8 protein-coding genes are annotated in these 17,391 nt (G+C 32.3%); 6 read left to right on the top strand and 2 right to left on the bottom strand.

What is annotated here, in order from left to right; all coding sequences use genetic code 11:
* Nucleotides 1–39 precede the first annotated feature (39 nt).
* Nucleotides 40–5,823 (bottom strand): hypothetical protein, encoded by a 5,784-nt coding sequence (locus tag GFV00_RS06675; RefSeq protein ID WP_160557560.1) that lies wholly within the window; start codon nucleotides 5,821–5,823, stop codon nucleotides 40–42.
* A 764-nt stretch (nucleotides 5,824–6,587) separates the two neighbouring features.
* Between GFV00_RS06675 and GFV00_RS06670 the strand changes: the two genes are divergently transcribed.
* The 5 genes from GFV00_RS06670 to GFV00_RS06650 all read left to right on the top strand — a co-directional run bounded on the left by GFV00_RS06670 (nucleotide 6,588) and on the right by GFV00_RS06650 (nucleotide 13,319).
* On the top strand, nucleotides 6,588–7,463 hold the full coding sequence (locus GFV00_RS06670; RefSeq protein ID WP_160557561.1) for an aspartate carbamoyltransferase catalytic subunit: 876 nt from the start codon (nucleotides 6,588–6,590) through the stop codon (nucleotides 7,461–7,463).
* Between the two features lie 34 nt (nucleotides 7,464–7,497).
* Nucleotides 7,498–8,571, top strand: coding sequence for a carbamoyl phosphate synthase small subunit (locus GFV00_RS06665; protein ID WP_160557562.1), 1,074 nt, complete (start codon nucleotides 7,498–7,500; stop codon nucleotides 8,569–8,571).
* Between the two features lie 131 nt (nucleotides 8,572–8,702).
* A complete protein-coding gene (carB, locus tag GFV00_RS06660) occupies nucleotides 8,703–11,879 on the top strand; it encodes a carbamoyl-phosphate synthase large subunit (protein WP_160557563.1) in 3,177 nt (1,058 codons plus the stop codon).
* Nucleotides 11,880–12,205: 326 nt separating this feature from the next.
* On the top strand, nucleotides 12,206–12,619 hold the full coding sequence (locus GFV00_RS06655) for a DoxX family protein (RefSeq protein WP_185116728.1): 414 nt from the start codon (nucleotides 12,206–12,208) through the stop codon (nucleotides 12,617–12,619).
* Between the two features lie 55 nt (nucleotides 12,620–12,674).
* Entirely contained in the window at nucleotides 12,675–13,319 is a 645-nt protein-coding gene (locus tag GFV00_RS06650; protein WP_160557564.1) for a carbonic anhydrase, read from the top strand.
* A gap of 142 nt (nucleotides 13,320–13,461) precedes the next feature.
* Here GFV00_RS06650 and GFV00_RS06645 read toward each other — a convergent pair whose 3' ends face one another.
* Nucleotides 13,462–14,736 carry a YeiH family protein gene (locus tag GFV00_RS06645; protein ID WP_160542476.1) on the bottom strand — a complete coding sequence of 425 codons (1,275 nt, stop codon included), beginning with the start codon at nucleotides 14,734–14,736 and terminating at the stop codon, nucleotides 13,462–13,464.
* A 186-nt stretch (nucleotides 14,737–14,922) separates the two neighbouring features.
* Here GFV00_RS06645 and lepA point away from each other — a divergent pair, with 186 nt between their 5' ends.
* Nucleotides 14,923–16,716, top strand: coding sequence for a translation elongation factor 4 (lepA, locus tag GFV00_RS06640; RefSeq protein WP_160542477.1), 1,794 nt, complete (start codon nucleotides 14,923–14,925; stop codon nucleotides 16,714–16,716).
* Nucleotides 16,717–17,391 lie beyond the last annotated feature (675 nt).

Below are 17,391 nucleotides of genomic sequence, written 5' to 3'. Positions count from 1 at the left end.
TCATTTTTTGAGTTATTTTCAATTTTGCTCGTCAAAAAATTATTGAGGACAAGTTCTTTCTATACAATGCCATTCCTCACCGTTATACAATTTAATACATTTATCTGTAGTATCATATATAACCATTCCTTCAACTAGTTTTTCCTGAGGAATTAAATCAGAACTTGTTCTTGTAATTACAAAACCTTTATTTTTTGATTCCAAAACTATAAATCCATTGTATGTATTAAAAGGCCACCCTTTCAACTCTTTTTCAAGAGTGGTAATTCCTATTTTAGAAACTTCAGTTGAAGGTTCCAGGTTAGGATCTAATGTACAAAATGGAACAGGTGTACAGAATGAAACCAAAACAAAGTTATTACCGTCTATATCAATAGAAGCACAATCAATTTCGGAAGATGTCGTCATATCTATATTTATTTCCATTTCCGTAAAATTATTAGGCAAAATTTCAGGCGCTTTAATTTTAAAGCTTAACGTATGATTTCCATTCGGTAAACTAAAGTCTTCTATTTCGAACTCATTATCTTCAATATCTTCTGTGTTAATTGTACCGTCCGTCATTTTAAAAGAAGTTTTTAAACTTCCTTTTACATATTTAAATCCTTCACTAAATGATGCATTTAAGGTTACATTATCCAATAAAGAATTAGGATTATTTATATCCATTGTAACTAAAATGGCATCATCTTCTGCAATACAAGTTTTATCCACTCTAAGATCGCTTATTATAACCGGACTTGGTAAACCTGCTGCAACAGCATTTACAGTGGTATTACCACAACCATCTATAACATCACAACTTTCATAAGTTACATTTTCATCATTACGATTTAAATATTGTATAGAAGCCCTTGTAAAATAGGATGCTGTTTTATCTTCTGTAAATTTTGCTCTAGCCGTAATAATAGTTGTAGTTCCACCGGGAACTTTTATTCCTTTTATAGAAAGCAAATCACTGTCTCCATATTCTTTAGTTTCAGTAGTAAAATCTCCGTCTTCAACATTTAAAGATTCTTTCACCCATTGCATACCTTGCGGTAGTTGGTCTGTCAAATCTATTAATTTGGATTCGCAATTGGTATTCATGATTTTAAATATAAAAGGCACTTCTTCACAGGTAAGGGTGGATTCAGCAACTTTAAGTGTAAAAGCAAGACCATCCTCATTAACTTCCACCGGTTTTGGACAATATAGCTTTATAGCCCCAATACCTATCATTTGTGATCCCGTCGCAGGACGTCTATTATAATGAACTTTATATTCAATAACTATCTTCTCGACAGCTACGGAAAAATCTACTAAAACTTTTCCTCTGGCAGCGGTATATCCTGAAGATCTATAACCACCCGTAGCTTTTGCTGTTGCTATATTCTTATCAATAGTATAAGAACTTTTCTTTTTAGGTGCTACGTGTATAAGCTTTGGTTTAACAATTCCTCCTCCGCAAATTCCGTAAACATTAATTTCATCTGATCTGTACGCCTGGGTATCAATATCAAATATTTCAAACATTGCAGCAGCAGCTCCTCCAGTAAATGAAATGGTAGTAGTGATAGGTTCTTTATCTTTATCAAAATTTCCATATCGGTAAAATTGCAAGGTTTTACCACTTCTTCTCGGGTATTTATATCGTAGAACTTTGCCCGGATCTGAAATATTAATATTGGCAGAGAAATCATCTCCTAAATCAACCGTTTTATCTAGCTGACCATTATTTGCCGCTCCCTTCCAAATTTGAGGTAGATCAATGGTTTTATATCCGCTGAAACTGCAATTTGTACAAACTCCATCTGACTTAACAGCCCCAAAGGTAAAATAGGTAGTATCTTCTGTAAATTTATAATTAAATTGAACTTTGTTATCTACCCATTCGCCGGGTATAGTATAAGCCCAATTTTCATTTTTAATATCATCATCTGAATTGGCTATTAATAAATAAACTCTATAATTCTGATTAAAAACGAATTCATCTGCAGATTCATCAGCTGAAATAATAACCGATTGTTCATCTAAATTGGTTTTATTTACTAACCATATTCGATTCATTCTTCTGTCTAATCCTCCACAAATAGATTGTGAAAGCTCACTTAAATCTGTAGTTCCCGTATCTCCGTTATTTCCCCAAAATAATCCACTTAGATCATTTTTTAAAACAGACTTTTTACCTTGTCCACATTCGGTACTTTCACCGGCTTGAATAGTCACAATTGATTGTACGTCAGTAGATCGAGCTTTATTAACAAATATATTTGAATTATCATCACGTACTAACCCGGCAATATTTCTATGATAGTCAGAATAAGGCTGTGTTGATCCTTTCCAAACTTTAGTTTTAATGTCTGATAATATGTAATCAGTCGGTTGTTTTTGTAATTTTACTATTTCCGTACCCGTATTTATATACTTAGTTGTATACAAAGTAATAGCATATTTCATTGCTAAATAGGTTTGTATACGAACTTTTTCATTCTTACTTAACTTTCTTTCATAAAAAAACAATTCGGAAATTAATCCATCAAAAAGCCCGGAATTTAAACTCGCTGCACCTATAGTTCCTCCACTAGCCATTAAGAAATCCGAACCAAAGTTAGTTTCCGGCCTGGATAATGTATCAACAATACCTCCAAAATCATGTTCGATTAAAGGAAATTTCGGATCTATACCTTTATAAGCTTTACTAAGCCTGGTCATATGCAAGGCTGTAGCTCCAAATTCAAATCCTTTTACTGTACCTTGAGTTATAGCTATGGAAGTTGCTATTCTTCCTGTTCCATAATTAGGATTGAAACCTACCGCCGGGTGTCTGGTTTTCACCGTAACTGGATCCACTCCACCAAAGCCGTGGGTATAGGTTCTAACTGTTGATGGAGACGCGAAGCTATTATAAATGATGAAAGAAGTGGTATGTTCCGGCGCATTAGTACTCATAGGCCCCTTCTTTATAGCAAGTGCGGAATTTTGACTAAAATATATGCTTGGAAAGAAATTCATTTTACTATTACATGAATCATACACCGGCTCCATTTTAAAGTTATTATCCACTAATGAAAAATGATAATCGTTTTCATTAACGGTTTGGTCTTTCCAAATCAATAATTTAGAGCTTTCACCATCAAAGACTAAACTCTTCTTGTCATCTGCTTTTAACCACAATCTTAATCCATTCAATACTCCCCCCGGAGCAAATCCGTATAAAGCATAACTTATATAATCTCCATCATTAATTTCAACATTTCTGGCAACTTTATTTTCTACTAGATAAAATCTGGTGTTTTTGGGCTCAAATTTTCCATCAGGTGAAACTAACAAAATCTTTGCCGTCAAACTTGGTTGTATATTTACTACATAGGAATCGGATCCTGATGTCTGTGCTTTTAAAGTCACCTGATTTCTGTAATCGATTCTAAATGGCAATTTACCGTTCGCATAAGCAGTGCCTTCAAGATAATTATAATCTAGTAAATAATCTTCTAATCCATTAGAACCTAACATCAAATAATCTTTGTTTTTCAAGGTTCCGTTACCTAACTTATTCATATCTGCGATCTCATTACCAACAAAAATGGTCATAAGGTCTCTATCGTAACTTACAGATTGCTTTTGATATAAATCAGAACTATCATCTCTGGCTATACCAAAAATATCATGATTAAATCCTGCATTTATTTTACCATCCCAAACTTTGTTCCCATAAGAGTCATAATAATCCGGTTCAGATTCACTATGTAATGTAATTCCATATTTAATCGCTAAATAAGAATTAATTCTATTAAAGTCTTTGGAATCTATGGGTGTTCCTTTATTTCCAGAAAGAACAATTATTTCCTGAACATTACCTACAAAAGGATTGAAATTATTTAAAGTTTTAGTATAGAGTTGTCGAGCTCCGATAAGACTTATCGCCGGAATTTTATTTTCCATAGCATATCCGTAAAATAAATTGGAAATACCATTGAATATGATTCTTTGTTCAACATATTTATCATTGGTTCGCTCCACTGCTACCACTCCATACGTTTTATTTATACTATTGGAATGCATTTGAACAGTATTAGACGGATTATACCCATTGGTTAATGCGGGATTTCCAAAATACCATCCTTGGTTATTATCATTATTGGTATTACTATAATTACTGTTTAAAGCATATAATACCGATAATCCGCTTGTATTTATTTCAGATACATAGAATATGTAGTAAGATTTATCTGAACTAAAAAAACTTGGTGCAGTTAATACCGGAATTGTAGAATTTGACTGACCGGTATTAGTAAATTGCAAATGTGAATGATAATTCATTAATCCATTTTGATTACGAATAATTGGTCCTTTAAACTCTTTAGCATCAGCAATGACCGAGTGGTCCCGTTTGTATACTGAAATATCTTGCCAAGTACTAATTTCAGTACTATCTCTTTCAGTGCTTGGTATATCATCAGCTCGTAACCAAAGTTCTGTTAGTAAATTTACACCTCCCGGGTTAGGTCGTTCACTGGTAAATGAAACGTAATCATCATTCTCTATTTCAACTCCTTTAACGATTCCTTCATTAACAGGATAAATACGAGTTTTTGACGGATCAAACGTTTCTACAGAACTAACTATAACATATTTAGCATCAACATTTAATTTCATGTTGACAGTTAGACTTTTAGTTCCTGTTACCTTCGTTTTTAAGGTTCTTTTTAATTTAAAAAATATATCTTCACTCAATGTGCTGTTAGCATATTTTTCTCCTTGCAAATGTTCATACCGTTCTACACCAATCTCATCATTAGATCCAAACATTAAAAAAGTGTTATTGTCTAGAATTCCATTATTGTTATCATTTAATTCTATTAATTCATCTCCGACATAAGCGGTTAAAGTTGATAAATCATAGTTAGTAGATTGTTTTTGATATAAACCGTATTGATCATCTCTTCCTAAACCAAACACATGATTTTGATAAGACATAAAATTTTCTCCGTCCCAAATTTTTTCACCTTTTGAATTAACATAATTTGGAAATGATATCTCATCAGCTGACTCTAAAGAAATACCATATTTAACGGATAAGTAAGAATGAACTTTTTGTAAATCCATATCTGTTAAATAGGTATTTTGAGGGGCAGATAATACAATTATCTCTTGTATATCACCTTCAAACGAATTTGCAGGTGCTGTAGTTGAAGCTCCAACCAAACTCTGTCCGTCTCCCAGCCTTATAGAATAAGATCTTAAAGTGTTTTCGGGAATAGAGTTGAAATAAAGCATCTGGGTTAAAGTTGTACTGTTTGGACGAATTATTCCGACTATACCATAATTTTTGCCTTGACTGATTTTACTTCTATAAGTTCCGGCCGCTGTAGTAAAATATGGGATTCCCGAATACCATCCCGAATAATTATATTTTCCGGCATTTAATGTATAAACGTAAGATATCCCTGTTGTTTTTTCTAATTTTGATACATAAAATACATAATACGCTTTATTTGCAGATATTTTCAAATCCGGCCCTGCTAGAAAGGCTCTTGATCTTGGCGCAAAATAAATAGACGGTTGAAAATTCATTAAATCCCCTGTTTTTTTATAGACCGGCAATAAATTATTAAATTTCTTATGATCTCTTCCATTACCGGATACATCCTTCCATAAATCCACCGTTTGATTATCCTCCAATGAGCCGACTCCCCCTTCTTGAGGCCGGTCTGCTTTTAACCATAACTCTACATTGCTATCAAACCCACCGGGACTTTGTCCCATCAAAAGCACGGGTATTACAAAATAAAATAAAAATGAATAATAAGTAATTGATCCATAATTAGCTTTTCTTTTCATATAATTTAGTTTTTTATACAGTTACAATTCTATTGAATTAAATAGATGAATTAAATAGAATTTTAGCCATACATCAATTCATCATAGTAATATATTTTAAAAAATTATTTAGGGCTTAATTTATCTTCTATAATAAACAATGATCTATTATTTATCTGCAAAGAATAAAAATGATGTTAACAATATATTATCTAATCAATTATAATGTATGTTTTTTAACCTGCAAATGTAACAAAGTATTAACAAAGAAAGTAAGCATTATACACATTAAATGTACATTATATCTCATTTAAAATTATAAGTAGTTAATTTTAAATATCTTAGTTTTTAACGCTTATTTAATATTTTTTTTAACTAATTTTAAAACATGAGGTATATAAATTTTTATTCTGCTTTAGAAACATATTTATTTTAAATAAATAAAAATTTAAATTGCACAATCAAAAAAAACAACTTATCTTTGTAGGATTTTAAAAAATCGATTTAATAAAAAAGTTTGTATAATCACACTAATTAAATCTTTTGAATAACTCTGAATCATTACCTAAAACAATAAACAAAAAAGGAAGAATTACTTTTAACAAAAAGTTTATCCCTCTACTATTCCAGATTCAGGGCAAGAAATCATCTTTAGAAGATACCGGAAATATTTTTTTTAAATATTCATTTAAAACATCTTATTATTTAAGATGTTTTTTTTTATTTTTAAAAAGCAATAATAAAAATTACACTATTATAAAACCAATTAAACTAATATATAAATAATGAATCATTTTATCACTTTAGAAAATCTTGATCTAAGTTTGATTGAGGAATTAGTGGATGATGCGATAAGCTTTAAAAAGAAAAAAGCTTTTCCAAATCTGTCTAATCATTATATATCCAACCTTTTTTTCGAGAACAGTACTCGAACCAAACTCAGCTTTGAAATGGCTGAGAAAAAAACAGGAATGGAAATTATATATTTTGATGCAGAAAGTTCAAGTGTTAAAAAAGGTGAAACTCTTTATGATACAGTTAAAACTTTAAATTCCATAGGGGTTGAATGTTTTGTTATAAGACATATGCAAGATAGATTTTATGATGATTTAATTACAAAAATAGAGGTGCCTATCATTAATGCCGGTGATGGTTGCGGAGACCACCCTACCCAATCTTTATTGGATTTAGTAACCATATATGAGGAATTCGGCACTTTTAGATATCTGAATATAGTAATTGTTGGCGATGTGATACATAGCAGAGTAGCTCATTCAGATGCTAAAATTTTAAAAAGACTGGGATCTTCTATAACATTTGCGACTCCGGAATTTTGGAGAGATTCCAGCATGACTATGGGAACCTATGCTTCTCTTGATTCAGTAATACAAGATGCAGACGTTGTGATGTTATTAAGGAATCAAAACGAAAGACATGCGAAACAATATGACGAAAAAAATTTTTTAGAATTATATGGATTAACAAAACAGAGAGCCGATAAAATGAAATCCTCGGCAATCATTATGCATCCGGCACCTATTAACCGTAATGTTGAGATTGATGAGGATCTTATCGAATCTTCAAAATCAAGAATATTTACGCAGATGACGAATGGAGTTTTTGCCAGAATTGCTGTGCTTAACTATGTTTTTAATTCATAACCATATTCAAACCACTATAATAAATTAACAACCCTTGAAAAGAAAATTAGTATTAGAAAACGGATTAGTATTTAATGGCGAAGGCTTTGGGAGTGACCAATTCACAATCGGTGAAGTTGTTTTTACCACAGGAATGACGGGTTACCAAGAAACCTTATCAGATCCTTCCTTCCACAAACAAATTATTGTTTTCACCTATCCATTAATTGGGAATTATGGAATTAATTCCAGCGATTTTGAATCCCTTAATTCTTTTGTAGGTGGAATTATCGTTCATGAATACGCTGAAACAGAATCTCACTGGAAAAGCCAAATGAACATCGATTCTTTTTTGAAAAAACAAAATATTCCCGGTTTAAGCGGTATTGATACCCGCGCCTTGGTAAAAACCATACGAACCAAAGGCAGCATGAAAGGTAAATTCTGTGATGAAAATGAAAACATTGATGAAGTAATTAAATCTCTACAAGAGACCAAGTTAGGACATCATGTTCCCGAAGTTTCTACACCAAGAGCCTATAGTGCTCCAGCAGAAGGACACAGAATTGTATTGATAGATTATGGAATGAAAAAAAGCATTTTAAAAGAATTATGCTTACGAAATTGTGATGTAGTGGTAGTACCTTATAATACAGATTCAAGCTCTATATTAGAATTAAACCCCGATGGAATTATGCTCTCCAATGGTCCCGGTAATCCGGAAGAATTAACCGAATCTATAAACACTATAAAAGAATTGAGCGGAAAAGCCCCGATATTCGGAATTTGCTTAGGTCACCAATTATATGCCCTTGCACATGGAGCTAAAACTTTTAAGATGTTATTCGGACACAGAGGTGCAAATCATCCGGTAAAAGAACTTGCCACTAACAGAGTGTATATCACTTCTCAAAATCACGGATATGTAGTTGATGAAGAATCTTTACAAAACACAACTTTAGAAGTAACGCATCGAGCTTTAAATGACGGAACTATAGAAGGATTACAGGATAAAAAGAATTGGGCATTTACTGTCCAATACCATCCCGAATCCAGTCCGGGGCCTCATGATAACGAATATTTATTTAACCGCTTTATGTCTATGGTAGAAGAATTTAAAAATAAATAATAAAATTCTTTATATCCGAATAGTTAAGCACTATCGAATTATTACTAGGTTAAAAAGGATTAATGTAAAAGAATTAGTAAAAATTCATATAAACTGAAGTCATTACTTCAAACTAAAAATTAAAAAACAACATGCCAAAACGCACAGATATAAATAAAATTCTTGTAATAGGTTCAGGACCTATCATTATCGGACAAGCTGCCGAATTCGATTATGCGGGAACCCAGGCTTGTCTGGCTCTTAAGGAAGAAGGATACAAAGTTGTTCTTGTTAACTCGAATCCTGCAACGATCATGACCGATAAAGAAATTGCCGATAAGGTATACATGGAACCGTTAACATTAGATTTTCTTCAACAAATTATTGCATTAGAGCGTCCCGATGCGTTGTTACCTTCTTTGGGAGGACAGACCGGACTCAATCTTGCCGTAGAATTAGCTAAAGCAGGTACTTTAGCCCAATATGATGTTGAAATCATCGGAACCAAATTATCCTCCATTGAGCAGGCCGAAGATAGAGATTTGTTCAAACAATTAATGGAAAACATTAATGAGCCTATTGCAGAAAGTATAATTGTTAATGACGTGGAGTCATCGGTGGAATTCGCTAATCAAATTGGTTATCCGATAATTGTTAGACCTGCTTTTACTCTGGGAGGCACCGGAGGTGGAATAGCGGAAAATGAAACCGAACTAAGGGAAATTACTGATTCTGGATTAAAATACAGTCCGGTTCATCAATGTCTTATAGAGAAAAGTATTGCCGGATATAAGGAAATTGAGTATGAAGTAATGAGGGATGCCAATGACAATGCCATAGTAGTTTGTAATATGGAAAATTTTGATCCGGTTGGAATACATACCGGAGATTCCATTGTTTTCGCTCCAAGTCAAACTTTAGCAGATCAAGAATATCAATTACTTAGAAATTCTGCATTAAAAATAATCCGCGCTTTAAAAATTGAAGGAGGGTGTAATGTTCAATTTGCTTTAGATCCTTCTAGTAGAGATTATATAGTCATCGAAGTAAACCCAAGAGTTAGCCGTTCATCAGCATTGGCCTCTAAAGCTACTGGATATCCGATTGCAAAATTAGCGGCTAAAATTGCGGTAGGATTAACTCTGGACGAAATGAAAAATCCGGTAACTAATACTACTTATGCTTGTTTTGAACCTTCGCTGGATTATGTTGTTGCCAAAATCCCCCGATGGCCTTTTGATAAATTTCAAAGTGCCAACAGGCATTTAGGAACCCAGATGAAAGCTACCGGTGAAGTTATGGCTATAGGAACTTCAATTGAAGAATCTTTGTTAAAGGCTGTACAATCTTTGGAAATAGGTTGTTTGCATTTAACTAAAAATGATATGACGCCGTATGATCCTTCGACTTTGGAAAAGAGACTTAAAAATGCCGATGATGAACGTCTGTTTTTAATTGCCGAAGCTTTACGTAACGGTGTAAGTATTCAAAAAATACATGAAATAACCAAGATAGACCTATTCTTCCTGGCTAAAATATTACATATTATCAATATTGAAAAAGAAGTTAAAGAAAAACCAAAAGATATTGAGGTTTTAGCAAAAGCCAAAAAATACGGATTTTCTGATTGGGAAATTGCCCAATTATGGAACATGGAAGAAAAGCAAGTGTATTCTTTGAGAAAGGAAAATTCTATTATTCCGGTGTATAAAATGGTCGATACGTGTGCTGCTGAATTTATATCCACAACCCCATATTTTTACAGTACTTACGGTATTGAAAATGAATCGGTACGTTCTGATAAGAAAAAAGTGATTGTATTAGGTTCCGGACCTATACGAATCGGACAAGGGGTGGAATTTGATTATGCTACCGTACACAGTGTTTTAGCCCTTAAAGAATCAGGATATGAAGCTATTATCATCAACAGCAATCCGGAAACCGTTTCTACAGATTTCAGCATTTCTGATAAACTTTATTTTGAACCTCTAACCAGAGAATCCATCACTTCTATTATAGATTTAGAAAAACCGGACGGTGTTTTAGTTCAATTTGGTGGTCAAACAGCCATTAACTTGGCTCAAGCTGCCATAGATGCCGGAGCAAAAATATTGGGTACTACGCTGGAAGATATAGATAGAGCTGAAGATCGTAAAAAATTCGAAGAACAATTAAACGAATTAAATATCGCTCGTCCTAAAGGCGATACGGTGTTTACATTAAAAGAGGCCTTACATGTAGCTAATTCCATTGGATATCCGGTTGTTATTCGTCCTTCTTATGTTTTAGGAGGAAGAGCCATGCAAATTGTTTATCAAGATTCTGAATTGGAAAGATATATGAAAGAAGCGATCAATGTTCATGAGAAACAACCTATTCTAATTGATAAATATTTAATTGGAAAAGAAATTGAAGTGGATGCAATTTCCGATGGCGAAAATGTTTTTGTTCCCGGAATTATGGAACACATTGAAAAAGCCGGAGTTCATTCCGGAGATTCCATTGCTGTATATCCTTCCCAAACTTTAACAAAAGAAGAAAAAGAAGAAATTATTAGACAAACTCAAGCATTAGCCAGAGGATTTAAAATCATTGGATTAATGAATATACAGTTTGTATTAATGAGCGGAAAAATATACGTTCTGGAAGTTAATCCGCGTTCCAGCCGAACCATTCCATTCATGAGCAAAGTAACCGGTATTCCTTTAGCAAAAATAGCAACAAAAGCTGTTTTAGGCCAATCTTTGAAAGAGCAAGGGTATGCTATGGATTGTTATTCGGAACCTCGTAATATATACATTAAAGCCCCTGTTTTTTCATTTGCTAAATTACGTTCTGTAGACATTACGTTAGGCCCTGAAATGAAATCGACCGGTGAGGTTATTGGAAAAGATACCACTTATGAAAGAGCTCTTTATAAAGCTTTAAGAGCGGGTCAAATCAATATACCTATTTTAGGTAATGCCATATTCACAGTAGCAGACAAGGATAAAGCCGAGGCTCTCCCATTAGCGAAGAGATTCTATGATATAGGTTATACAATTATGGCCACCGAAGGAACTGCCAAGTATTTCCGCGACTATAACATTCCTGTTGTTGAAATTAACAAAATTGAAAGTGAAGACAACAATATTGTTAAAATTATGCAACAAGGAAAAGCTCAATTTGTTATTAATACACTTTCTAATGACGGTACGGCTCAAGAAGACGGCTTTTTAATTCGACGAAATGCAGTTGAAAACAGTGTAGCTTGTTTTACTTCTTTGGATACTACCGCAGCCGTAATTCAAGTATTAGAATCAATAGTATTTGATATTAAACCTTTTTAAATTTAAATTTTATAAAATATATTTACAAAAAAGCCCTGTTTTTACAGGGCTTTTTTGTATTTATAGTTTTTCAATGTTTGTTTTTATTTCTATAATATTATCTTTTCATATCTGATTACGACTAATATAAATACACAATATGGTAAAAGTATCGCTTATTCAAGCTTTATTTTTTTCTAGTAAAATACATTTTATACCACTTAATTACGTTTATCGTAAAACTTATTGTAATACATTTTTAACTATAATAAATTTGATTTTATTTACAAAAGATACAGAATTTATGAAATAAAAAATTTATTTTTGATCAAATTTACATTATAATTATGGCTAAAGAATTGAATTCTGATCTTGGAAAACTCCTATTACGTGTTTCAATAGGCGGATTAATGGTCTTCCATGGAATATCAAAATTATATCATGGACACGATTTTATAAAAGGAATGCTTACTTCAAAAAATTTGCCTGAATATCTCTGGCTTGGTGTTCCTTTAGGGGAAGTATTTGCTCCTATTTGTATCTTATTAGGGGTTTTTACAAGGATTTCATCCCTTTTAGTAGCATTTACTATGCTTATGACTTTTTATTTGGTGCATGGGATGGAAGGTTTTTCACTATCGCAAACCGGAGGTTTAAAAGTTGAGCTTAACCTATTTTATTTATTAACCTCATTAGCGCTTTTCTTCTTAGGTTCTGGAAAATATAGCGTATATAAAGGAAACAAAGGAATTATGATATAAATGATTTCTTTCTAATTTTTGTTCATTATTTTTTTACTACTATATTAATCCATACATGAATTTTGAAAAAATATTTGCCCATAATGAAACATGGATAGCAGAAAAGTTATCTATCGATAAGGAGTATTTCCATAAGCTATCAGAAGGACAGAATCCTGAAGTTCTTTATATTGGCTGTTCTGATAGTAGGGTAGCAACAGAAGAATTACTTGGAGCTAAGCCCGGAGAAGTCTTTGTCCATAGAAATTTAGCCAATATGGTTATTAGCACAGATTTTAATGTTCAATCTGTAATAACTTATGCTATCGATCATTTAAAAGTTAAACAAATTATTGTTTGTGGACATTATTATTGTGGCGGAGTTAAAGAGGCTATGGAGGCTAAAGACCTGGGACTTTTAAATCCGTGGTTGCGAAATATCAGGGACGTTTATAGAATTCATAAAGATGAATTAAATTTAATTAGCGATTCAGAGGAAAAATACAATCGGCTTATTGAATTGAATGTGGAAGAACAATGCATTAATTTAATTAAAACCGCTGCTGTACAAAAAGCTATTATAGAAAGTAATCTAAAGGTTCATGGCTGGATTTTCGACATACGATCCGGAAAATTAATTGACATGAAAATTAATTTCAAAAAGATTCTAAAAGAGATTATGGAAATATATAATCTTTATGAAGGGAAAAGTTTATTTTAATATATGAAAAACCAACGGGTCAATTACCTTTCTCTACTAAATTAAAATGTAATTTTATTTCCAATAAAAACATTTATAAAAATAATGGGAGAGTTAACTATTTGCTAATCTCTCCCAAAATAAAAATAATAAAGTAATTGTTTTATATTTTAGTCCATTCGATACCAAAAACTAAATAAGCGATAATTAAGGTAAATACAACATTAAAAGTTTGTGCACCTAAAAATACTAAAGTAGCTTTTCTGTTTTCTTTATTAATTAACGTTTTAAAATTAGTTTCTAAACCTATGGAGGTAAACCCTAAGGCAAACCATAATCCTTGAAATTTCTTCAATACAGCAAGAACCGGTTTGTAGTGCTCAGTTGGAATAACAAATGAGAATAACAAAGAAGCTAAGATAAATCCTATAACAAATTTAGGAAATCGATCCCAAATTACTTTTAGATTAGGTTTATCAGCAAACTCATTCCCTTCTTTTTTAGTATAACTCCAATAAACAGCGATTAAAAAGGCAGCAATGCCTAACAAAACATTTTGTGAAAATTTAACTATTGTACTAATTTTAAGTGCTTCTTCACCATAAACGGCTCCGGTTGCAGCTACTGCTCCGGTAGTATCAATTGTTCCACCAATCCATGCACCGGCCATTACTTCTCCTAATCCTAATAGTTTAGCTAATGCCGGCATAATGATAATCATAGGAACAGCAACTACTAAAACTAGTGAAACTACATAAGATAATTTTTTGGAATCTCCTTTTATTGCTCCTGCCGTTGCTATAGCAGCTGAAACTCCACAAATGGATACCGCACTGGAAAGCATCATAGACATTTCCTTATCTATATTGAATTTTTTGCACAGCCAAAAAGAAAAATACCATACAGAGAAAACTACTACTACTGATTGTATTAATCCCAAAGCACCCGCCTGCATAATATCTTGAAAAATAATGGTTGAGCCTAGAAAGATCAATCCTATTTTCACATACATTTCAGAAGATAAACATCCTTTCATCCACTGAGGAGTACCTATAAAGTTATTGATAACTAATCCTATAAGCAAACAAAATATTACGGTTTCAAATCCCCAATAATTCATTACCGAGTTTCCGCCAATCACCATGGCAACTATAGTAAGAATGAACAGTAAGGGAAACCCTTTTGCTGAACTCATAGGTTTTCCTTGTAATAGATCTGCCAATAGTAATAAAACATAAGAAACAATAAAAATGATAAAAATGTTTATAAAATTTTTACCTGTTAAAACATTGGACAATAAATCGTCACCAGTGCTCCATTTAAATGTAGGCCAACTTAGTGTATACCCGAATGAAGAATATAAAATAATACCTAATACTATGACTAATCCACCAATTATTGTGGCTGTCCAATCCTCTGTTAAACTCAGTTTTTTCATTTCTTATTTTTGATGTTCTTTAAAAAAGTTTTTTAGTTTTATTTTAGATCAAAACTCCGCAAATGTAATAATTCCTATCGAAATAATAGGAATTCAACTAAAATTTTTTACCCAGATTCGCAGTTTGTAGCAAATACACCCTTATATTGTTTATAAAAAATGTATTTTTGCACTATTGTAGAAAATATGAAGAATATAAGAAATTTTTGCATTATTGCCCATATAGATCATGGCAAAAGCACTTTAGCAGACAGACTTTTACAACAAACCAAAACTATTTCTGATCGCGAGCTGCAAGAACAGACCTTAGATGATATGGACTTAGAACGCGAACGGGGTATTACTATAAAGAGTCATGCTATTCAAATGGAGTATGAATATAAAGGGGAAAAATATGTTTTGAATTTGATCGATACTCCCGGGCATGTTGATTTTTCTTATGAAGTTTCTCGTTCTATTGCTGCCTGTGAAGGTGCCTTATTAATTGTTGATGCAGCACAAAGTATTCAGGCACAAACCATATCCAATCTATATTTAGCGTTAGAACACGACTTGGAAATTATTCCAGTTTTAAATAAAATTGACCTACCTTCTGCAAATCCTGAAGAAGTTACCGATGAAATTGTAAATCTTCTCGGTTGCAAACCTGAAGACGTTTTACGCGCAAGTGGCAAGACCGGAGCGGGTGTTGAAGAATTGTTGGAGCAAATTGTGGAAAGAATCCCGGCACCATCCGGAGATCCTAATGCTCCATTACAAGCCTTGATTTTTGATTCTGTTTTTAATCCTTTTCGAGGAATAGAGGCCTTTTTCAAGGTTGTAAACGGCAGCATAACTAAAGGTCAAAAAGTGAAATTTATGGCTACCGGTAAGAGCTATGATGCCGATGAAATAGGAACTTTAAAACTAAATCAAGTCCCAAAAGATGTTATACATTGCGGTGATGTGGGATATATTATAAGTGGTATTAAAGAAGCTCGTGAAGTTAAGGTAGGTGACACCATCACATCGGTTGAACGCCCTGCATCTGAAGCTATTGCCGGATTTGAAGAAGTAAAACCAATGGTGTTTGCCGGAATATATCCGGTGGACACGGAAGAATATGAATTGTTGCGTTCTGCATTGGAAAAGCTTCAACTTAATGATGCTTCTCTTGTTTTTGAACCCGAATCATCCGCTGCTTTAGGATTTGGTTTCCGTTGCGGATTTTTAGGTATGCTTCATATGGAAATCATTCAAGAGCGTTTGGAACGAGAATTTAAAATGACTGTAGTTACTACCGTTCCCAATGTATCTTATAATGCCTATTTAAATAAGGATCCTGAAAAAGCGATTGTAGTACATAATCCTTCGGAACTTCCCGAACCTACGTCATTAAATCGTGTGGAAGAACCTTATATTAAAGCTTCAATAATCACCAAATCAGATTTTATTGGTTCTGTAATGAACCTTTGTATTGATAAAAGGGGTGAACTGACTAACCAATCGTATTTAACTACAGACCGAGTAGAGCTATTTTTTGAAATGCCTTTAGCTGAGGTGGTTTTTGACTTTTATGACAGACTCAAAACTATTTCCAAAGGATACGCTTCTTTTGATTATTCGCCTTGCGGAATGAGAACTTCCAAGCTGGTAAAAGTTGACATCCTTATAAATGGTGAACCTGTGGATGCTTTATCTGCTTTAATTCATCAAGATAATGCCTATACTATAGGTAAAAAAATGTGTGAAAAGTTAAAAGAATTAATTCCAAGACAACAATTTGACATTCCTATTCAAGCAGCACTTGGTGCTAAGATTATCGCTAGAGAAACTATTAAAGCTTTACGAAAAGACGTTACTGCCAAATGTTACGGAGGGGATATATCTCGTAAAAGAAAATTACTGGAAAAACAAAAAGAAGGTAAGAAACGAATGCGACAAATTGGTCGAGTGGAAGTCCCGCAATCTGCATTTTTAGCGGTATTGAAACTGGATTAAGCGTTTGTTACTTATTTATAGATTATAGGCTATAATTTGCAATTATTGTATTATAGGAGTATCATGTTATGATAATTGATTAATTTACCTTCTATAATTATTTTGTACCTTAATAAGTTATAGGATATATACTTGCATATATCTTTTCTAAAAGGTAAATACATTTATTTTATAGCTATTATCTTTTTTATATAAAAAAACTTCTAATTATTGTTATTTTATAAACATTATTTATTATTTTTATCTATAAAATTTATTTGAATATTATTTTTTATGTTTTTATATTTAATAAAAATTTTTTAAATTAATATTTCAATATTTTTTTAAATAATTAAATAAGTATAGTAATCTAAATATGTTTAGTTTTTATGTAAGATTCAAAATCCATTTAATTTTAAATAGATAAACAAATTGTTTATTATTTTTGTGAAAATTTTTTTTATAGATTAATTTTCGTAACCAATCCTAATAATATACTACAAATAGTAAAAAGGGATTCCGTGTTCTTTACCATTTAACTCAGTTAAGACAATGTATTTATAAAATTTTAACAACGGTTATATTATTGTTTTCTATCTCTATTAAAAAAATAGTTAAGAGAATTCTAACCAAGTAGGACAATTTTACAAATAGCATTCTTACAATTATAAATGGATATAGTATTACATATTTAAA

This window comes from Apibacter sp. B3935, from assembly GCF_009827705.1.
Taxonomy (GTDB): Bacteria; Bacteroidota; Bacteroidia; order Flavobacteriales; family Weeksellaceae; genus Apibacter.
The sequence above is the reverse complement of the archived record's forward strand: the minus strand, read 5'-3'. Positions and strand labels throughout refer to the sequence as shown.